Source organism: Corynebacterium sp. ACRQP (genome assembly GCF_022345915.1).
GTDB classification, from domain to species: domain Bacteria; phylum Actinomycetota; class Actinomycetes; order Mycobacteriales; family Mycobacteriaceae; genus Corynebacterium; species Corynebacterium lehmanniae.
This window is the reverse complement of record NZ_JAKRMZ010000019.1, coordinates 12,307-31,284: the sequence shown is the minus strand read 5'-3', so window position 1 is coordinate 31,284 and position 18,978 is coordinate 12,307. Positions and strand designations below refer to the sequence as shown.

Genomic DNA, 18,978 nt, shown 5'->3' with positions numbered 1-18,978 from the left:
CGCCCTAAAGTGCCTGGCAGGACGGGCAAAAGAACAGGTTGCGGCCCTCAAACTGCTGCTTTTCGACGGAGCGCCCGCACACGTAGCAGGGCTCGCCGGTGCGGCGGTAGACGTAGACCTCTCCCCCGTGGTCGTCCTCCCGCGGGGCGCGCGACATGGCCTCGGGCAAGTGTTCGGGGCGCACTGTGTCGATGCGCCCGGTGGCCACCCCGTCGGCCATGAGCGCGACCAGGTCGGCCCAGATGGCGTCGAAACGCTCACGGCCCAGCTCCCGGCCCGGGGTGAACGGGGAGATGCCCTGGCGAAACAGCGGCTCGGCCCGGTAGATGTTGCCCACACCGGCGAAGTAGGCCTGGTCCATCATCAGCGAGCCGATGGTGCGCCGGGAGCGCCGCACCCGCTCGAACAGTGCGTCTGGGTCCGCGGACGGAGAAAGCGGGTCTTCGCCGGCTGCGTCCAGAATCGCCTGCTGCTCCGCCGGGGTGATGTAGGCGCATGTCTGCGGCCCGCGCAGGTGGGCGGCTATCTCCCCTGCTCCCCCGTCCGGCACCAGCCGCAGCCGGATCTGGCCGCGCAGGGTGTCTGCCGGTTCGAAGGAGAACTTCCCGATCAGCCCCAGGTGCACGTGCACCATCGCGTCCGTGAAATGCAGAAACAGGTGCTTTCCGTGGGCTGCAGCGTGGGTGAGCGGAGTGCCGTCGATAAGCGAAGGCTCGAAGCGCCCCTGCGGGGAGCTCGCGGAGACCGGCGCGGGGCGGAAATCCGTGTTGAAGCGGCGCGCAAGCCGGTGAATGACATGACCCTCAGGCACGGTCGCTGACTGTACTATTGCACCCATGCCGTACGAGATCGGGTTCGACCGCGAAAAATACATCCAAATGCAGTCCGAGCACATCCAGGAACGGCGCGCGGAGGTGGGCGGCAAGCTGTACCTGGAAATGGGCGGCAAGCTTTTCGACGACAACCACGCCTCCCGCGTCCTGCCCGGATTCACGCCCGACAACAAGATCGCCATGCTGGACCGGATCAAGGACGAAGTGGAGATTGTCATCTGCTTCAACGCCGGCGACGTGGTGCGCCAGAAGATGCGCGCTGACCTGGGCATCAGCTACGAAGACGACGTGCTGCGGCTTGTCGACGTGTTCCGGGACCGCGGGTTTTTGGTGGAAAACGTTGTGGTCACGCAGCTGGAGGGCCACAACCAGAACGTGGAGGCGTTCGTGGAGCGCCTTGGCCGGCTGGGGCTGAAGGTGGCGCGCCACTACATGATCCCGGGCTACCCGAACGACACCGCGAAAGTGGTCAGCGAGGAAGGCTTCGGCCGCAACGACTACGTGGAAACCTCCCGCGACCTGGTGGTCATGACCGCGCCGGGGCCCGGTTCAGGCAAGCTGGCCACCTGCCTTTCCCAGGTGTACCACGAGCACAAGCGCGGCATTGACGCTGGCTACGCCAAGTTTGAGACGTTCCCCATCTGGAACCTGCCGCTGTCGCACCCGGTGAACCTGGCGTACGAGGCCGCCACGACGGACCTGGACGACATCAACGTCATCGACCAGTACCACCTGGACGCCTACGGGGAGAAGGTCTCCTCCTACAACCGCGACATCGAGGTTTTCCCGCTGCTGAAGACGCTGCTGCGGGAGGCCACCGGCGCGGACCCGTACCAGTCGCCGACCGACATGGGCGTGAACATGGCGGGCTACTGCATCTCCGACGACGCCGCGTGTCGCCACGCCGCCGAGCAGGAGATCATCCGCCGCTACTACGCGGCGCTTGTGGACGAACGCCGCGCCGACGCCGACTCCACCATCTCCGACCGCAACCTCAACGTCATGCGCAAGGCGGACCTTTCCGTGGAGGACCGCGTGGTGGTCGCGCCCGCGCTCGAGGTGGCGGAGCGCACCGGCAAGCCGGGCGCGGCGCTGGAGCTGCCGGACGGGCGCATCGTCACCGGCAAGACCTCCGACCTGCTCGGACCGTCCGCCGCGGTGCTGCTCAACGCCTTAAAGCTGCTGGCCGGCATCGACGACGACGTGCACCTGCTCTCCCCCGATTCCATCGAGCCGATCCAGACGCTGAAGACCCGCCACCTGGGCTCGGTGAACCCGCGTCTGCACACCGACGAGGTGCTCATCGCGCTGTCCGTGTCGGCGTCCGGCAACCCGGACGCGGCGCTGGCACTGGAGCATTTGAAGTCGCTGCGCGGGTGCGACGCGCACATCACCACGATTCTGGGGTCCGTAGACGAGGGTATCTTCCGCAACCTTGGCGTGCTGGCCACCTCGGAGCCGAAGTACTGGCGCAAGGCGTTGTACCACAAACGCTAAGTTTTCCAACACTAACTATTGCGCTCGTTTCGGTTGTAGTTTATTGTCGAGCACATGCGGGAACAGCAATCGCCGGTGGAAGACGCATTAGCAGAGCTCAACAACAACCTTTCCGTGGCGCGCACGCGCGCAGAAGACCACGTCACGCTGCCGAAACAGACCGCCGTGTGGGTCCGTGACCTGCTCGAGGACCTCGCGGAGGGCCGCCTGGTGCGCCCGCCCGAACCGGACGAGGAGATGACCACCCAGCAGGTGGCCAACCTGCTCGGCGTTTCGCGCCCGTTCGTGGTCAAGCTCATTGACGACGGCAAGCTGCCCGGCCACAAGGTGGGCACCCACCGCCGCGTGTACACGCGCGACGCCCACGCGTTCAAGGAAAAGCGGGGTTAAGGTGCGGGAGCTTTCGCTTAGCGACGGCGCACGCGTCCTCGCCGTCGTCGCCCACCCCGACGACATGGAGTACGGCGCCTCGGCCGCCGTGGCCAAATGGGCCGAAGACGGTATCGAGGTGGCGTACCTGCTGCTCACGCACGGCGAGCACGGCATCGCGGGCGGGGATCCTGTGCAGGTGCGCGAGATCCGCGCGAAGGAGCAACGCCGCGCCTGCGACATCGTCGGCGCAGGGGAGCTGGAGATGCTCGACTTCACCGACGGCCTGCTGGAACACACCCTTGAGCTGCGCAAGGCCATCGCCGGAAAGATCCGCACCTTCAAACCCACCGTGGTGCTCACCCAGGACTGGAGCGTTGTCGCCCCGTGGGGCCTGAACCAGGCGGACCACCGGGTGGCGGGCATAGCGGCGGTGGACGCCGCGCGCGACGCTGGCAACGAGTTCCTCTTCCCGGAGCTGGGCCCGCGCCACCAGGCGGAAACGCTGCTGGTCACCGGAGCCCACGAGCCGGACGTCGCGGTGGCGGTGGAGCAGCGGCACGTGGAGAAAGGCGCACAGTCGCTGGACGCCCACGAGGCGTACTTCCAGGCGCTACCGGACCACCCCAGCGGCGCGGAGATCGTCGGCGGGGCGGCCACGCAGGGCGGGGAAGCGCTGGGAGTGCCGCTGGCTATCGCGTTCAAAGCCTTCGACCTCTAACTTTCCCCGCTGGCCTGGGTGGACATAGACTGCCAGGCATGACCAGCAAGATCCTGCTCTACTACAAGTTCCAGCCCATCGCCGACCCGGACGCGGTGCGCCTGTGGCAGCGGGACCTGTGCGAAGGACTGGGGCTGACTGGGCGCATCATCGTGTCCAAGGACGGCATCAACGGCACCGTCGGCGGCGACATCCGCGCCTGCAAGACCTACGCCAAGAAAACCCGCGAGTACTTCAAGGGCATCGAGTTCAAGTGGTCCGAAGGCGGGGCAGAAGACTTTCCCAAGCTCAGCGTCAAGGCCCGCGAGGAGATCGTCTCCTTCGGCGCGCCGGGCGAGCTCAAGGTGGACGACAATGGCGTGGTTGGCGGGGGAGTGCACCTCACCCCGGAGCAGGTCAACGAGCTGGTGGCCGACAACCCCGAGGCCGTGTTCTTCGACGGCCGCAACGCCCGCGAAGCAGAGATCGGCAGGTTCAAAGGCGCGGTGGTGCCGGACGTGGAAACCACCCACGACTTCATCAAGGAGCTCGACTCCGGCAAGTACGACTGGATGAAGGACAAGCCCGTCATCTCGTACTGCACCGGCGGGATCCGCTGCGAGGTGCTCTCCAGCCTCATGATCAACCGCGGGTTCAAGGAGGTCTACCAAATCGACGGCGGCATCGTCCGCTACGGCGAAAAGTTCGGCAACTCGGGGCTGTGGGAGGGCTCGCTGTACGTCTTCGACGACCGCATGCACACCGAGTTCGGCGCGCCGGGCGACCCGGACTACGTGCAGCTCGGCCACTGCGTGCACTGCGGCGCGGCCACGAACCAGTTCTACAACTGCGCCAACGAGCCGGAGTGCCGCCGCCAGTACTTGAGCTGCGAGGACTGCCGCGAAAACAACCCGTACTGCGGGGAGTGCGCCCAGCGCGCTACTGCGTAGCCAGAATCCCCAGCGTGATAATCAACCACGCCATGGTGAACGGCACCAGCGGGATCCAAAACACGCCGATCCAGGGGATCCAGCGTTCGTAGCGGTTGAGCTTGCGCACAGTGATCACCGCGCAGGTCAACAGCCCCACCACCGGCGGGATCGAGGTGGTCACGGCCCACCACGTGCGCCAGGACTCGGTGCAGAGCCAGGCGGAGCTGCCGTCGCAAAGCGGACCGCCCTGCGCGCGCGAGATCACCGCAAGAATGAACGCCAGCAGTAGGGTCACGGCTACCGTGCTCATCGCGAACGTGATCGCCTGGCGGGTGGAGCGGCGGTTTTTCCGGTCCACCTCCAGCGGATCCGGCTGGTCCGCGAGCTCGTCGAAGGAGCGCGGCTCGGGCCGCATACGCGAGAAACGGTCGGCGGGGGAGTGAAGGTCGTTCTCCGGGTGCTCCATGGAGCCCAACCTACTGCGCCTTCGGGGAGTGCGGGCACACCACCACAGGCACCGAGGCGTAGCGGATGAACTCGCCTTCCAGCGTGCCCACAAACACGCTGGTGAACTGGGGCGACGGATGGGTCCCCAGGAACATGATGTCGCCCTTTTTCCACTTCACCGAATCAATGGAGCGCTTCCAGCTCTTCGCCGCCGAGACGGAGCTGGTGACGTGGAAGGTGTCGCACACGTCCGGCGCGACCTCCGCCGCCAGCGCCCACGCGTAGTCGCGGGCGTGGTCGAGCATGCCCAGCGTCTGCTCGTTCCAGGTGGACGTGTGCTTCTCGTAGGCGGTGGGGGAAAACGCGATAATGCGCAGCGGCAGCCCCAACTTGCAGGCCAGAGCGGTGGCGTAGTCCAGGCCGGAAAACTCCGGCTCTGCTGGGTCGTCCTCCGCCACGATCGCGTACGTCACGCGGGTGATGCCCTTCTTGGAGAGCTTCACTCCGCGTGGCGCAAGCCCCAGCGGGACGGGGCAGGAGCGCATCATCTCGTCCGCAACGCTGGACGGGCGGAACCGGCCCTTCGGTGTCTTCGCGCGAGAGCCCATCAGGATCAGGTCCGCGCCGAAGTCCTTCGCGGTCTCGTACAGGGAGCGCACCCTGTCCTTGCTGTCCACGAGGCGGGAAACGTCCTTTGACCACTGCTCGCGCGGGATGTGCTCCGTCAGCGCCTTCTCCACGCGGGAGTCGAAGGTGGCCTGCGCCTCCTTCATGCGCTTCTTGCGGCCCTTGGTGGCGTTGGCCAGGGATTTTGTCCATTTGGACTGGGTGCTGGACATCACCTGCACGGTCACCGGCAGCGAGCGGCCGAGCCACGCGGCGAATTCCACTGCCTCGGTGTTTGCCACGTCCCAGCCCACAAGCACGCGCAGGGGAAAGGCAAGGGCCGCAAGATGGGCGCTGTCAGCGCTTGGGGAGCTGCTCAGGGCCTTCCTCCTTGACACATGTCCGCATACGCGAGTTTTCAGATAATACAGACATCATAAACATGTGCCGTCCTGGAGACGGAAAGCGGTTAGTCCGCGGACCCCGTGGCGTATGCGCGGGCTAGGTCGTTGAGGACCCCGGTCAACGAGTCCAGCTTCTCCAGCGCCTCCGCATCCAGCGCGCTGAGCATTTGGGCGAGGGAGCGGGTGCGCTCTGCGCCGACGCGCTCCAGCTCAGCGCGGCCGAAATCTGTCAGCTCCACGGACACGCCGCGACGGTCGTCCACCGAACGCACGCGCCGCACCAGATTGCGCTTTTCCAGCTGGTTGACGGTGTTGGAGGCCGTGGGCAGGCGCACGCCTTCCTCGGCGGCCAGCCTGCTAATTCGCGTGGGGCCGCTGAAGCCAAGCCTGTGCAGCACGGACAGTTGCGGGCCGGTCAGGTCCGAGTCCTCCGCGTTGCGGAAGTACGCCACGTACAGGCTGGTCATCGCGGGGCGGATGTCCGCCGCGATCCGCATGGCTTCCGCGGAGGGTTCGTCGTGCGCCGCCACTGTGCACCTCTTTCTTCCAAGTACTTTTCAAAATTTAGCAGCAAGGACTGGGGTTATGATGGCCGGGATGTTCACGTACGAGCACGAGGTGTCCCACGAGTGGCAGCGCCGCCAGACGCTGCGCGAGCTCAAGCGGGGGCATTTGCCTATCGACGAGGTGTGCGACGCCGACTTCCTGCTCCGCGCCGCCGCGCAGCACCACGGCGAGGATTCCGCCCGGCCCTGCCCCGTGTGCGGCGAAGTGATGCGTGACGTGCGCTGGGTCTACTCCGAAAAGTTGGGCAGGCGCACGGGCACCGCGCGCAGCGAGGAGGAGATAGACAGACTCGTGGGCGAGGTGGGGGCGCTGACCGTCCACGTGGTGGAGGTGTGCCCGTCGTGCAAGTGGAACCATCTGTTACAAGAAGTCACAGCCGTACCAGTAGTGTGAATCCGAACTGGGCAGGTAGGGTGTCCGGTAGGAATGTAGTAGGTAGCTCGCCCGTTTGCCCTCCCCGCGGGCGCGGCGGGTGCAATTGTGCAGGGAAAACGTGTGACTGAACAGAGCGCTGAAAAGAATACGGCGAAGGCGAAGGGCTCCAGCGGCACCACGGCCGTGAAGAAAAAGAAGAAGTCCCGCGCGTGGCAGTGGGTGCTTGCCTTCTTGCTGTTCCTCCTCCTGCTCGCCTGCGTGCCGGTCGGCTGGTTTATGTGGAAGTACTCCAAGGCCGAGGTCCCGGAACCAGGCGAGATTGAGACGGCGCAGATCTCCTCGATCTACTTCAACGACGGCGAAAACGAGCTCGCCCGCCTCGTGCCGCCCGAGGGCAACCGCGAGCAGGTGCCCCTCGAATCTGTGCCCGAGGAGGTGCAGAATGCTGTGCTGGCCGCGGAGGACCGCGACTTCTGGACCAACTCGGGCTTCTCGCCCACCGGTTTCGCCCGCGCGGCGCTGGGGCAGATCACCGGCAACACCTCTGCAGGCGGCGGCTCCACCATCACCCAGCAGTACGTGAAGAACGCGCTGGTGGGCAACGAGCACTCCTACGAGCGCAAGGCCAATGAGCTGGTCTACTCCGTGAAGATGACCAACCAGTGGTCCAAGGAGGACATCCTCCGCGCCTACTTGAACACTGTGTACTTCGGCCGCAACGCCTACGGCGTCGAGGCCGCCGCGCACGCCTTCTTTGACAAGCCGGCGTCCCAGCTCACCCTCGAGGAGGGCGGCGTGCTGGCCGCCTCCATCCAGCTGCCTAGCGAGCTGGATCCGTGGACGAACCGCGAGGCGGCGGAGCAGCGCTGGAACTACGTCATGGACGGCATGGTGGAGATGGGCAAGATCACCCCGGAGCAGCGCGCCGGCTTGGTGTACCCGGAAACGCGCGACCCGGCCTCCTACTCCGCCTACACCGAGGCCACCGGCCCGAACGGCCTGATCAAGAACCAGGTGATCCAGGAGCTCGAGGCACTGGGCATCACCGAAAGCGACTTGACCAACCGCGGCCTGCAAATCACCACCACCATCGACGCCGCCTCCCAGGCCAACATGGAGCGCATCGCACGCGAGCGCCTGACCAACCTGCAGGAGGACGCGCGCACTGGTGCGGTGGCCGTGGATCCGTCGACAGGCGCAGTGCGCGCGTACTACGGCGGCGACGACCCCTCCGGCTGGGACTACGCCAACGCCGGCCTGCAAACGGGCTCGACGTTCAAGATCTTCGCCCTCGCAGCCGCGCTGCAGCAGGGCATCCCGCTGACCGCCCAGTTCGACTCCTCCCCGGTACACCTGCCCGGCAACATCACTGTGACGAACTGGGACGGTGGCGGCGGCGGCATGCTGTCCATGACGCAGGCGACCACCGTGTCCTCCAACACCGCCTTCATGCGCATCCAGGACGAGCTGGACAACACCACGCAGGACACCGCCGACATGGCACACGCCCTGGGCGTGGCCAAGTCCATCCCCGGCATTCCGGTGACCCTGCGCGAAAACGGCGGCCAGCCCTACGAGGGCATCGTGCTGGGTCAGTACCAGTCCCGCGTGCTGGACATGGCCACTGCAATGTCCACCCTGACCAACCGCGGCCTGATGCACCCGACCCACTTCGTGGACAAGATCGTGGACGCCAACGGCGAGGTCCTCTACCAGGTGGACAACGACTACACCGAGCGTCGCGTGGCCGAGCAGGTGGCGGACAACACCCTCCAGGCCATGCAGGGCGTGGCCGGCTACTCCAACGCCGTCCTCGCCGGCGGCCGCCAGTCCGCGTCCAAGACGGGCACCGCCCAGATGGGCGACACCGGCAACAACAAGGACGCCTGGATGGTCGGCTCCACCCCGCAGCTCGCAGTGGCCGTGTGGGTGGGCACCGCCGACAACACCTCCCCGATCTTCAACGAGTGGGGCGGCAACATGTTCGGCTCCAACACACCGGCCCGGATCTGGAAGGAATTCCTGGACACCGAGCTTGAGGGCCAGGAGTTCAAGAGCTTCCCCAACGCCAACCCGGTGTACTGGGGCGTGAACCCTTACTCCGGCGGCACCGGCCTGGGCGGCTACTACTCCAACCCGACGCCGAGCTACACCGGCGGCACCGGCCAGGCGCCGTCCGCCCCGAGCTCCGCGGCACCGGCGGACCCGTCGGCCCCGGCAGCGCCCGAGGCACCGGGCGGGGAGGAGGCACCGGCGCCCGCACCCGCACCGGCGCCAGCCCCGGCACCCGCGCCAGCCCCCGCGCCAGCCCCCGCGCCGAACCTCAACGACACGATCAACGACGTCCTCGATCAATTCCAGGGAGCGTTCCAATAAATGACTGAGCCGACGCAGACTACGCAGGTCACCTGGCCGGACCCGGCGGACCGTGTCCAGCCCGGCCGCACCGAGCCGCTCGCGCGCGGCTGGGTGGAGTTCCTCGGCGGGCCGATGGGCCGTTTCGCCCAGATCGGCCGCGCCCGGTTCTGGACGCCGCTGCGCTCCATCCTCGCCGTCGCATACGTCTTCTTGTCCTTCGGCCTGCTGCAGAAGGCGCACTGCGCCGGCGGCAAGGCCGACGACAACGGCATCATCCAGCTCAACTGGGACGGCAACCGCCAGTACACCGCCGCCTGCTACAACGACATCATTCCGCTCTATGGCGCCCGCGGCCTGGACCAGGGCGGTTTTGTCTACGACTACTCGTGGGTGGAGGACGGCCTGACCCGCTACATGGAGTACCCGGTGCTCGCCGGCCTGTTCCAGCAGCTGTCTGCTTGGCTTTCGCGCAGCACCTACTTCCTGGTGGACAACTTCGTGCCGGATTCCGGCTGGTACTTCTACGTCACCGCGCTGCTCATGTCCATCATCTGGGTGATCACCATCCGCATGGTCGCCGAGCTCGCGGGCAACCGTGTCTGGGACACCCTCTTGGTCGCCGGCTCCCCGCTGCTGATCGTCCACGCGTTCACCAACTGGGACATCCCGTCCATCTTCTTCGCCGTCGCCGCGATGCTGGCCGCCCGCAACCGGAAATTCTGGCTCGCCGGCGTGCTCATCGGCCTGGGCACCGCGTTTAAACTCTGGCCGATCTTCCTGCTCGGCGCGTACCTCACCGTGGCGCTGCGCAAGCGCGACCTCGTCCCGTTCGGCAAGATGCTCGCCGCCATGGTGGTGTCCTGGCTCGTGGTCAACGTGCCGGTCTACCTGCGCAACCCGGATGCCTGGGGTGAGTTCAACCGCCTCAACACCGACCGCGGCTGGGAGTGGACCACCATCTACGCGGTCATCTCCCGCATGACCGGCTGGACCGGCTTCGACTCCGGCGAGGGCGCCCCGGTGATCCTCAACGCCGTGACGCTGATCCTGTTCCTGCTGGGCTGCCTGGGCGTGCTCATCCTGGGCCTGAAGGCGCCGCAGACCCCGCGCATCGCGGAACTGGTGGCGCTGATCGTCGGCCTGTTCCTCATCTTCAACAAAGTGTGGAGCCCGCAGTACTCCCTCTGGTTCGTCGTCCCCGCGGTGCTGGCGCTGCCGTACTGGCGCCTCCTTTTGTCCTGGATGGTCGTGGACATGGCCGTGTGGCCGGTGTTGATGTGGCACATGATGGGCGCGGACAACATGGGCGTGCCGGGCTGGTTCCTCAACATCGTGATCATCTCCCGCGACGCCTTCATCATCGCCATCATGGTGCTGGTGGTGCAGCAGATCCTGGGCAAGCGCCGCGACAAAGTCCGCGACGCCCACAACGGCCACGACCCCCTCATGTCGCTGCCGTACCAGTGGAAGGAGCCTTTGCCTATCGACGCCCCTCCGGCCGACCCCGTTTCCGAACCCGCCGACGCCGAGCCGGCCGGCTCCACGGTCGCCAAGGTCTAGCCGATGAACGCCACCACAATCCTGGGCATTGCCTCCATCGTGGTGGCGTTTTTCCTGTTTTGCGCCTCGTTCTATTTTGCGGTGAAGGGGCGGAAGCAAGCGTCGATAAGCTTCGGCTTGATCGCCTTCCTCTTTATGACCGTGATCCCGGTCTCCCTCGCCCTCTTCTCCGCGGTGCCCAACCCGCACTAGGCGGATTTGTAGAACTCGGCATTACTGGCGGTCGAGGCCCGCAAATCCCCAGGTCGGATTTCAGCGCCGCCGACTTTTGCACAACGTGGGTCCGCACCAATAGTTGGTGGCGGCCGGGTTGTCCGCAATGCGGAGTCCGCACACTGTTCGCACGCGCCCGCCGAAACCCAAGGTTTTGAGCTGGTCAAACCGTGGGGTAGTCTGTTCGGGTTGCTTGACGCAACGACCCTCCTGCCATGACCACAAGGGTGATGGCCGAAACAACCAAGACCATAGGAGGTGATGAGGTCCGTGCGTCACTACGAAGTAATGATCATCCTCGATCCGCAGCAGGATGAGCGCACCGTTGCCCCGTCCCTGGACAAGTTCCTGGAGATCGTCCGCAAGGAAAACGGCAAGGTGGAAAACGTTGATGTGTGGGGCAAGAAGCGTCTTGCTTACCCGATCAACAAGAAGGAAGAGGGCATCTACGCCGTTGTCAACCTCGACTGCGAGGCAGACACGGTCAAGGAGCTCGACCGCGTGCTGAACCTGAACGAGAACGTTCTGCGTACCAAGGTTCTGCGTACCGACAAGTAAGAACCGGTAGGCTCAGAAACCACACGATCAGCAGGTAGGAAGGTTTAGGACATGGCTCAAGGCGATACCCCAATTACCGTTGTCGGCAACTTGGTTGCGGACCCGGAGCTGCGCTTCATCCCGAGCGGCGCTGCCGTTGCGAATTTCCGCATCGCGTCCACGCCCCGCACGTTCAACCGGGAAACGAACCAGTGGGAAGACGGCGAAGCCCTGTTCCTCACCTGCAACTGCTGGCGCCAGATGGCGGAGAACGTCGCGGAGTCCCTGACCAAGGGCATGCGCGTCGTGGTCACCGGCAAGCTGCGTCAGCGTTCCTACCAGACCAAAGAGGGCGAAAACCGCACCGTGTTCGAGGTCGAGGTCGACGAGGTCGGCCCGTCCCTGAAGTACGCCAGCGCGTCTGTCACCCGCAACCCGCGTGAGGGCGGTGCGGGCGGCTACGGCGGCGGCAACCAGGGAGGCCAGCGCGGCGGTTTCGGTGGAAACCAGGGCGGTTTCGACCAGGGCGGCCAGGGCGGCCAGGGCCAGAATCAGGGCCAGGGCGGCTACAACCCGGCGAACGGCGGCTTCGGCGGCCAAAGCCAGGGCCAGACCCAGGGCAATCCGAACCAGTCCCAGCCTCAACATGATCCGTGGGGTTCCGCTCCGGATGCCGGCGGTTTTTCCGGCGGCGCGGGCGATGAGCCACCGTTCTAAACGACAACCACACATCAAGCATTTTTCACCATAAGGAAGGTTAGGATTATGAAGCTGATCCTCACCGCTGCCGTCGAGAAGCTTGGCGAGCCTGGAGAGGTCGTCGAGGTCAAGGACGGTTACGGACGCAACTTCCTGCTCCCGCGCGGCCTGGCTATCCCGGCTACCCGCGGCGCAGAGAAGCAGATTGAAGACATTAAGCGCGCCCAGGCTGAGCGCCAGGTCCGCGACCTGGATCACGCGAAGGAACTGCGTGACCAGCTCGACCAGCTCAAGGGCGTCAAGGTTGCTGTGCGCACCGCTAACAACGGCAAGCTGTTCGGCTCTGTGAAGGCCGGCGACATCGCCGACGCTGTGAAGGCCGCTGGCGGCCCGAACTTGGATAAACGCCGCATCAACGTGCCGAAGGGCCTTGTTACCAAGACCGGTGGCTACCAGGTCAAGGTCAACCTCCACGACGACGTGGAGGGCAAGGTGAACTTCGAGGTCGTAAGCGCATAACGCTTATCGACGACTGCTCCGCCTGAGAACGGAAAACTGCAGTCCAACGACAACAGCATTTAAAAGCGCGGGTCCCACTTGTGAGGAGTGGGGCCCGCGCTTTTAGTGTGCCGATACAATACCGCCCATGACGTTTTCCGTGGCGCGCCGCGTGCGCACTTTGGCTGTGTCCCTCCTGCTCGCGGCGGCTGCTGCGGCCGGGTTCGCCATGCCGGCGCAGGCCGTGGCGATGTACGCCGGCGACAGTATCCGCGTCGCGTACAGCGACGGTTCCCGTTACGGCTGTTCGCTGAATACGGTGGCGCACCGCGACGGGCAGGCTTACGGCGTGACGGCGGGCCACTGCCTGGCGCCGATTGGTGGCGCGGTGCCGGTGGCGGTGTACGCGGCGGATGGCCGCACGAAGATCTCGGGCGACCTGCGGGATTCGGGCTACGAGATGCGCGGCGACAATACGCTGGGCAGCCCGCTCCGAGACGTCGCCTGGTTCCCGCTGGCCGGCGGCGTTACCAACGCCGCGGCCGCCCGCGGTGGGGCCGTCGACATCCCGGTCATCGGCGCGGTCAATCCGTTGTCGGACGCAGTCCAGCGCATCAACCCCACCCGCCGTGTTGCGGGCTACCACCCGGTGACGGCGGTGAAGCCGGGCCAGATTGTGTGCAAGGACGGCGCGCGCACCTCGCGCACCTGCGGCCCGGTGTTGAAGGTGAACCCGGACACCGGCGAGCTGGCAGTGCTGATCTTGGCGTTGCACGGCGATTCCGGCGGGCCGGTCTACACCGTCAACCCGGATGGCAGCGCGAACATCATCGGCGTGGTCTCCGGCACGGCGTTCGGCGTGCTGCTCGCGGTGGACGGACTGCTGCCGCTGCCCGCCGGATTGCGGTAGTTGTCAGGGTGTGTATATCCTCTTGGATATACACTTGAACTAGGGGTGATTGCTATGGCCGAACCAATTCAGGACGGGCCAGTCCGCACGACAGTGTTCATGTCGGGAAACAGCCAGGCCGTCAGGATTCCGGCGGCACTGCGCTTTGATTCGGACAGAGTGATGATCGAACGTGTGCCGGAAGGTTTGCTGCTGCGGCCGGAGGAAGAATCGTTCGGGCATGTGGTGGCGAGGTTGCGCGAGTTCCAGCGCGTAAACGGTATTGAATCTGGGCTGGTCGAAGAAGTTGATGATCTGCCGGAGGACCTTCCCCCCGATCTTGACCGCGGCGTCGAGCGATAGGAGATTCGGTGCGGTACCTCCTCGATACAAATGTGTGGATCGATATTGAACGTGGTGACCATCCAGAGGTTGTTCGCAAAAGTTCTGAGCTAGCTAGTGCGCAGCTTTGCTTATCAACTGTGGTTCTTGGCGAAATTCAGGCCGGAATCGAGAGGTCCCGCAGGCCAGATGCTATGCGGCGGGTGTACGACCTCCTGCTGCACGGTTGCCCTGTGTTCGAGGTCGATCGGGAGTCCGCATGCCTATACGGCAAGCTCCGGTCTGATCTTCTGAATCGGGGGCAGGTCATCGGCTCGAACGACCTCTGGATCGCGGCGCAGGCGATCCGAAATGATTTAGTGCTTGTGACTGCAAACGAGCGCGAGTTTGCGCGCGTGCCCAACCTGAAGCTGGAGAATTGGCGGTAGTCATGTTCGTCACCCAGGTCCGCATCGACGCGCCGGTGGAGGGCTACGCCCGCGACCTGCCGGTGGTGCGTCGCTTGGCTGAAAAGCCCCTCGAGCTCGCGCAAACCACGATCCTCACCGGCGACAACGGGTCGGGGAAGTCCACGCTGGTGGAGGCGATCGCTGTGGCCGCCGGCGCCAACGCCGCGGGTGGATCCCGCCACGCCCAGTTCCAGGCCGGGGACCATTCCAGCCTCCACGCCTCGCTTACGCTGACCCGTCGCGAGAACCCGAGCGACGTGTACTTCCTGCGCGGCGAAACATACCTCGACCTCGCCGAATACCATGAAAGCCTCGGAATCGAAGACCCGTTGCAAGACCTCACTCGCCGCAGCCACGGCCAAGGCATCATGCGCATGGCCCACGAACGCTTCGGCCCGGACTCTTTGATCATCCTGGACGAGCCCGAAGACGGCCTCTCGGTCTTCTCCCAGCTCGAACTGCTCGGCCTGCTCGCGGTGCTGATCCGCCGCGGCGCGCAGGTGCTCATGGCCACGCACTCGCCGGTGCTGCTCGCCGTCCCCGACGCCCGCATCCTCGCCGTGCCCACCCTGGAGCCCATGCTTTTCGACGAGGCCGAGCCCGTCACCGCCACCCAAGAGTTCATCGACGACCCGGCCGGCACGGCGAGATTCCTGGTGGACGGTTAGGGAGCCTGACCTGAGCGTTCAGGTCGATATCTCGAGGTCGATAGTTGCTGGTCACAGCTTTTTCGGATTTTGGAGCCCCGGCAGGCCAAGAGGCGCTGACCTGCAACTATCGACATGGAGCTATCGACCTCAACGTATTGACCCCGCCGTAGGATGAGCCCCATGTTCATTCAGCACGTCTCTGTCGACGCGTCGAAGGCCCCGCCGTGGGCCCTCGACGCGCCGGCGGTTGAGCACGTCGCGGAGTTCGGCTTCCCGCTGACACACCCGGTCACGCTGATCACCGGCGGCAACGGCGTGGGTAAGTCGACGCTGTTGGAGGGGATTGCCCGCGCGTGGGGGTTTAAGGTCGAGGGCGGGCCGTGGGGCGTCGATAAGCCTGGCGCCCACGACCCGATGTTTGGCGCGCTGCGGCTTCGGACCGGGGCGCGCGCCAAGGCCGGGTATTTCCTGCGCGGCGAGACGCACACGCGCGTCACGGAGTTCGACGAACGGTCGCACGGGGAGTCCGTGTTGGAGCTGACCTCGCGGTTTACCCCGGATGCGCTGTACTTGCTGGACGAGCCCGAATCGGGACTGTCCGCCGTCGCGCAGATGGCGCTGGTGGCGCAGCTACACGCGATCGGGGAACAGGGCGCGCAGGTGATTGCCGTGACGCACTCGCCGATCGTGCTCGGTGTGCCGGGCGCGGAGATCGTGGAGGTCGGCGAGCACGGCGTGGACCGCGGCCTGGCGGTGGAAGACACACTCGCGTTCCGGGCGATGCGCGACTTTCTGGCGGACCCGCACGGCATCGCCGAGTACATGGCGGACTGGGCGGAGGGCGAGCTGGGTTAGCTAGCTAGCCTCCGTAAGCGAGCAGCGATAACGGATACCTCTGGGTGGTACTTGGCCACGTCACAGGCGAGGTCGAAAAGATCATCTTCGGCTAGAGTCTCGTCGTCGACACCGTGGGACGCGAGCATGAGTAGGCAAAGCAGTACTCCGATGCGCTTGTTGCCGTCATGGAGGGGGTGGCTAGATTCCATGCTGTCGAGGATGGCTGCAGCCTTGTGCCACACATCGGGGTAGAGGTCTCTATTGCCGAATCGGAGCCACGGACGTTCAATTGCCGATGCCAATAAACCCATATCCTTGATATGGAATCCTTGGACCTTCACCCATTCGGCGATGATCTCGACTTGAAAGAGAGAGCGCGGATCCGTCATGCGTCTTTTAACCGGTCCATGAGCCTCGAACGGCTTTGGAAGATGCGATCCAACTCAGCATGAGCGTGCCTACGAGCTTCTTCCTTCTCCCACTCTTGGTGGATCAATCGAAGCAAGGTCTGCTGCTTGGATGTTCCAGAGCTTTTGGCCAGATCGGAAAGCATTTTGTCGTCATCATCGGTCAGTCTCAAGTTCAGCGCCATGATAACGATAGTACCGTTTCAGTACCACTGTTCGAACACCCGTGTCGGGGCCGTGGTATATGGTGTGCGCCATGACTGCGACACGCGAACAAGCGGACGAACTTCTCAAGGGCATCGCGGGGCCCCACGCCGCCCTGCGCGACGACCAGTGGACGGCCATCGATTCCCTCGTTAACCAGCGCAAACGCATGCTAGTGGTGCAGCGCACGGGCTGGGGAAAATCGGCGGTGTACTTTATCGCCGCGAAGCTGTTGCGCGAGTCGGGCGAGGGCCCGTCGATTATCGTTTCGCCGCTGCTCGCGCTCATGCGCAACCAGGTCGAAGCGGCCGCACGCGCCGGCATCCGGGCGGCCACGATCAACTCCGCGAACATGACGCAGTGGGAGGAGATCCAGGCAGACGTCGACACGCTGGACCTGCTCCTGATCAGCCCGGAGCGCCTCAACGCGCCGGGTTTCCGCGAGGAAGTGCTGCCGCAGCTCGCGCAGTCCGTCGGCATGCTGGTTGTGGACGAGGCCCACTGCATCTCCGACTGGGGGCACGATTTCAGGCCGGATTACCGGCGCATTTCTTTGCTTATCGACGACCTCCCGGCCAACACCCCCGTCCTGGCCACCACCGCAACGGCGAACGACCGCGTGGTGACCGACGTGGTCGCCCAGCTGGGCGAAGGGACCGGCGTGCTCCGCGGCGGGCTGGACCGAGAGTCGTTGTCGCTCAACGTAGTGCGCCTGGCAGACCCCACCCAGCGTGCTGCCTGGATCGCGCAGTACTTAGCGCAGGTGGAGGGCTCCGGCATCATCTACTGCTTGACCGTCGCCGCCGCGCACGACCTGGCGGAGGCGCTGGAGACCGCCGGGTGGAACGTGGCCGCCTACACCGGCCGCACGGAGGCGGAGGAGCGCGAGCGCCTCGAGCAGGCGCTGATCCACAACGAGCTCAAAGCCCTGGTGGCCACATCGGCGCTCGGCATGGGCTTTGACAAGCCGGACCTCGGCTTCGTGGTGCACCTGGGCGCGCCGAGCTCCCCGGTGAGCTACTACCAGCAGATCGGCCGCGCCGGGCGCGCCACCGACCACGCCGAGGTGGTGCTGTTGCCCGGCCCGGAGGATCAACGCGTGTGGGAGTACTTCGCGTCCGTGTCCATGCCGGAGGAGCCGGTGGTGCAGCAGCTGCTGGGCGCGCTCGGCGATGATCCAATCTCCACCCCGAAACTCGAAAACGCCGTGGACTTGTCGCGCACACGCATTGACCAGGCGCTGAAAGTGCTGGACGTTGACGGCGCGGTGCAACGCGTCAAGGGCGGCTGGGTTGCTACCGGTGAGTCTTGGGCCTACGACCACAAGCGTTACGACGGCCTGGCGGACGCCCGCGAGCGCGAACAAAACCTCATGCTGGCCTACGAGTCCACGGACGCCTGCCGCATGGTGTTTTTGCGCAGCGAGCTGGACGATCCGACGATCGGGGAGGGGGAGCGCTGCGGGCGCTGCGACAACTGCACCGGCAACCACCTGCCCACCGACGTGGACCCGGCGCTCGCCGAGCGCATCGACGCCCGCCTGAAGGCCCCCGGTGTGCCGCTTTCCCAGCGCAAGATGTGGCCGACAGGCTCCGCGCGCCGCGGCAAAATCAAGGGCGTACTCGGCGGCAAGGCGCTGGGCCGGCTCAACGACGTCGCCCGCGGCCCCGCCCTGGCCCAACTCTTGCGCGACAACGCTTACCGCCCCGCCGAGAATTGGCGCGACGACCAGTGGCTGACCCGCTTCGTCGCCGTGCTGGCGGACTGGGACTGGGACACGCGCCCGGCCACAGTGGTCGCGCTCGGCTCGGCGGACCCGGCACGGGCGGAGATGGTCGCCTCCACCGCCGAGGCCTTGGCCCGGGTGGGGCAGATGACCTACGGCGGGGTAGTGCGCGCCGGGGAGACCGAGGTTCAGGCGCGCAACTCCGCCTTCCGCGTCAATGCGCTGGACCGGTACTTCGACTACTCGGGGCTCGACGTGGGCGAGGGCCCGGTGTTGCTGCTTGCCGGCGAGGTGGATTCCGGCTGGTCCGTCACCGTCGCGGCAGCGGATATCGCCGAGCGATTCGGTGTGGAGGTGCTGCCGCTAGCGTTCGCCTCGCGGGCGTGAGGTCCTCGCCGCCGCTGTCTGCGCAACGGCCGAGCCGAGCAGGATGAGTAAGCCGAGAGGGATGAGGTACAGAAACAGGTTGATGATCGGCAGCGACATGCCCGCCTGGTATTCCTGCCAGCTCGAGTCGGCGACAGAGCCGAAGCCCACGGCAAGGCACGCTGTGGCGATCCAGACGGCCACACCGTGCGCAGGGCCACTCCGCCGCGCTGCCGCAGTGTAGGTGGCAGCCCATCCGACCGCTCCCGCTGCCGCAAGCACGGCGAGGACGGCGAAGGCGAGGCGGTAGGCCGCGAAGTCGAGATTGCCGCCAACCGCTCGCATCCCAGCCACGCACACTGCTGGAAACGCCACTGCAAAGACGAGGTAACTCCAGAGAATTGCTCGTGGGGACATGCGACGACGGTAACAAAAACACACCGGGTGCGCCCCTGTGACGGAATGTGGATAAGTGGTGGGTTATACAGCCTGGGTAGGGGTTAGATTGTCCAC

The 18,978-nt window shown here is 65.5% G+C and carries 24 protein-coding genes; 17 read left to right on the top strand and 7 right to left on the bottom strand.

Annotated features, from left to right (window positions below; translation table 11 throughout):
• Window positions 1–4: 4 nt before the first annotated feature.
• Window positions 5–811: a DNA-formamidopyrimidine glycosylase family protein gene (locus MHY23_RS08580; RefSeq protein WP_239307187.1), complete on the bottom strand. Its 807-nt coding sequence runs from the start codon at window positions 809–811 to the stop codon at window positions 5–7.
• 25 nt (window positions 812–836) lie between these two features.
• Here MHY23_RS08580 and MHY23_RS08575 point away from each other — a divergent pair, with 25 nt between their 5' ends.
• The 4 genes from MHY23_RS08575 to MHY23_RS08560 are packed head-to-tail and all read left to right on the top strand — an operon-like array spanning window position 837 to window position 4,349.
• Window positions 837–2,330 carry a DUF1846 domain-containing protein gene (locus MHY23_RS08575; RefSeq protein WP_239307186.1) on the top strand — a complete coding sequence of 498 codons (1,494 nt, stop codon included), beginning with the start codon at window positions 837–839 and terminating at the stop codon, window positions 2,328–2,330.
• Window positions 2,331–2,384: 54 nt separating this feature from the next.
• Complete coding sequence (locus tag MHY23_RS08570) at window positions 2,385–2,720, top strand: helix-turn-helix domain-containing protein (protein WP_239307185.1); 336 nt, start codon at window positions 2,385–2,387, stop codon at window positions 2,718–2,720.
• Window position 2,721: 1 nt separating this feature from the next.
• Window positions 2,722–3,420: a PIG-L deacetylase family protein gene (locus MHY23_RS08565; RefSeq protein ID WP_239307184.1), complete on the top strand. Its 699-nt coding sequence runs from the start codon at window positions 2,722–2,724 to the stop codon at window positions 3,418–3,420.
• Window positions 3,421–3,458: 38 nt separating this feature from the next.
• Window positions 3,459–4,349, top strand: coding sequence for a rhodanese-related sulfurtransferase (locus MHY23_RS08560; RefSeq protein WP_239307183.1), 891 nt, complete (start codon window positions 3,459–3,461; stop codon window positions 4,347–4,349).
• Here the strand turns inward: MHY23_RS08560 and MHY23_RS08555 are convergent.
• From MHY23_RS08555 to MHY23_RS08545, 3 genes are all read right to left on the bottom strand, one after another.
• Window positions 4,339–4,797, bottom strand: a complete 459-nt coding sequence (locus MHY23_RS08555) for a hypothetical protein (protein WP_181889313.1) — start codon at window positions 4,795–4,797, stop codon at window positions 4,339–4,341. The two genes, MHY23_RS08560 and MHY23_RS08555, sit on opposite strands and share 11 nt — an antisense overlap.
• Before the next feature lie 10 nt (window positions 4,798–4,807).
• Window positions 4,808–5,686: a universal stress protein gene (locus MHY23_RS08550; RefSeq protein WP_181889312.1), complete on the bottom strand. Its 879-nt coding sequence runs from the start codon at window positions 5,684–5,686 to the stop codon at window positions 4,808–4,810.
• Window positions 5,687–5,853: 167 nt separating this feature from the next.
• Entirely contained in the window at window positions 5,854–6,318 is a 465-nt protein-coding gene (locus tag MHY23_RS08545) for a MarR family transcriptional regulator (protein WP_311389932.1), read from the bottom strand.
• A 67-nt stretch (window positions 6,319–6,385) separates the two neighbouring features.
• On the opposite strand from MHY23_RS08545, the gene MHY23_RS08540 reads away from it, so the two are divergent.
• The 12 genes from MHY23_RS08540 (at window position 6,386) to MHY23_RS08485 (ending at window position 15,780) form a co-directional block, all read left to right on the top strand.
• Window positions 6,386–6,748, top strand: a complete 363-nt coding sequence (locus MHY23_RS08540; protein ID WP_239307182.1) for a DUF5318 family protein — start codon at window positions 6,386–6,388, stop codon at window positions 6,746–6,748.
• Between the two features lie 102 nt (window positions 6,749–6,850).
• On the top strand, window positions 6,851–9,106 hold the full coding sequence (locus tag MHY23_RS08535) for a transglycosylase domain-containing protein (RefSeq protein ID WP_370645836.1): 2,256 nt from the start codon (window positions 6,851–6,853) through the stop codon (window positions 9,104–9,106).
• Window positions 9,107–10,648 carry a glycosyltransferase family 87 protein gene (locus MHY23_RS08530; RefSeq protein WP_239307181.1) on the top strand — a complete coding sequence of 514 codons (1,542 nt, stop codon included), beginning with the start codon at window positions 9,107–9,109 and terminating at the stop codon, window positions 10,646–10,648.
• 3 nt (window positions 10,649–10,651) lie between these two features.
• Window positions 10,652–10,840, top strand: a complete 189-nt coding sequence (locus MHY23_RS08525) for a hypothetical protein (RefSeq protein WP_181889309.1) — start codon at window positions 10,652–10,654, stop codon at window positions 10,838–10,840.
• 282 nt (window positions 10,841–11,122) lie between these two features.
• Window positions 11,123–11,419 carry a 30S ribosomal protein S6 gene (gene rpsF, locus MHY23_RS08520; protein ID WP_181889308.1) on the top strand — a complete coding sequence of 99 codons (297 nt, stop codon included), beginning with the start codon at window positions 11,123–11,125 and terminating at the stop codon, window positions 11,417–11,419.
• A gap of 51 nt (window positions 11,420–11,470) precedes the next feature.
• Window positions 11,471–12,115, top strand: coding sequence for a single-stranded DNA-binding protein (locus MHY23_RS08515; protein ID WP_181889307.1), 645 nt, complete (start codon window positions 11,471–11,473; stop codon window positions 12,113–12,115).
• 48 nt (window positions 12,116–12,163) lie between these two features.
• Window positions 12,164–12,616: a 50S ribosomal protein L9 gene (rplI, locus tag MHY23_RS08510; protein ID WP_181889306.1), complete on the top strand. Its 453-nt coding sequence runs from the start codon at window positions 12,164–12,166 to the stop codon at window positions 12,614–12,616.
• Between the two features lie 127 nt (window positions 12,617–12,743).
• A complete protein-coding gene (locus tag MHY23_RS08505) occupies window positions 12,744–13,505 on the top strand; it encodes a hypothetical protein (RefSeq protein ID WP_181889305.1) in 762 nt (253 codons plus the stop codon).
• Between the two features lie 54 nt (window positions 13,506–13,559).
• Window positions 13,560–13,847 (top strand): antitoxin, encoded by a 288-nt coding sequence (locus MHY23_RS08500; RefSeq protein ID WP_239307180.1) that lies wholly within the window; start codon window positions 13,560–13,562, stop codon window positions 13,845–13,847.
• An 8-nt stretch (window positions 13,848–13,855) separates the two neighbouring features.
• Complete coding sequence (locus MHY23_RS08495) at window positions 13,856–14,254, top strand: type II toxin-antitoxin system VapC family toxin (protein WP_239307179.1); 399 nt, start codon at window positions 13,856–13,858, stop codon at window positions 14,252–14,254.
• The gene (locus tag MHY23_RS08490) at window positions 14,245–14,943 is read left to right on the top strand and encodes an AAA family ATPase (protein ID WP_370645835.1); all 699 of its coding nucleotides are present in this window, start codon (window positions 14,245–14,247) and stop codon (window positions 14,941–14,943) included. Before MHY23_RS08495 ends, MHY23_RS08490 begins: the two co-directional genes overlap by 10 nt.
• A gap of 162 nt (window positions 14,944–15,105) precedes the next feature.
• Window positions 15,106–15,780 (top strand): AAA family ATPase, encoded by a 675-nt coding sequence (locus tag MHY23_RS08485; RefSeq protein WP_239307178.1) that lies wholly within the window; start codon window positions 15,106–15,108, stop codon window positions 15,778–15,780.
• Here the strand turns inward: MHY23_RS08485 and MHY23_RS08480 are convergent.
• Complete coding sequence (locus MHY23_RS08480; protein WP_239307177.1) at window positions 15,777–16,151, bottom strand: type II toxin-antitoxin system death-on-curing family toxin; 375 nt, start codon at window positions 16,149–16,151, stop codon at window positions 15,777–15,779. The genes MHY23_RS08485 and MHY23_RS08480 overlap by 4 nt on opposite strands.
• A complete protein-coding gene (locus tag MHY23_RS08475; protein ID WP_239307176.1) occupies window positions 16,148–16,354 on the bottom strand; it encodes a CopG family transcriptional regulator in 207 nt (68 codons plus the stop codon). Before MHY23_RS08475 ends, MHY23_RS08480 begins: the two co-directional genes overlap by 4 nt.
• Before the next feature lie 71 nt (window positions 16,355–16,425).
• Between MHY23_RS08475 and MHY23_RS08470 the strand changes: the two genes are divergently transcribed.
• Window positions 16,426–18,486, top strand: a complete 2,061-nt coding sequence (locus tag MHY23_RS08470) for an ATP-dependent DNA helicase RecQ (RefSeq protein ID WP_239307175.1) — start codon at window positions 16,426–16,428, stop codon at window positions 18,484–18,486.
• Here MHY23_RS08470 and MHY23_RS08465 read toward each other — a convergent pair.
• Window positions 18,463–18,882 (bottom strand): hypothetical protein, encoded by a 420-nt coding sequence (locus MHY23_RS08465; protein ID WP_239307174.1) that lies wholly within the window; start codon window positions 18,880–18,882, stop codon window positions 18,463–18,465. The genes MHY23_RS08470 and MHY23_RS08465 overlap by 24 nt on opposite strands.
• Window positions 18,883–18,978 lie beyond the last annotated feature (96 nt).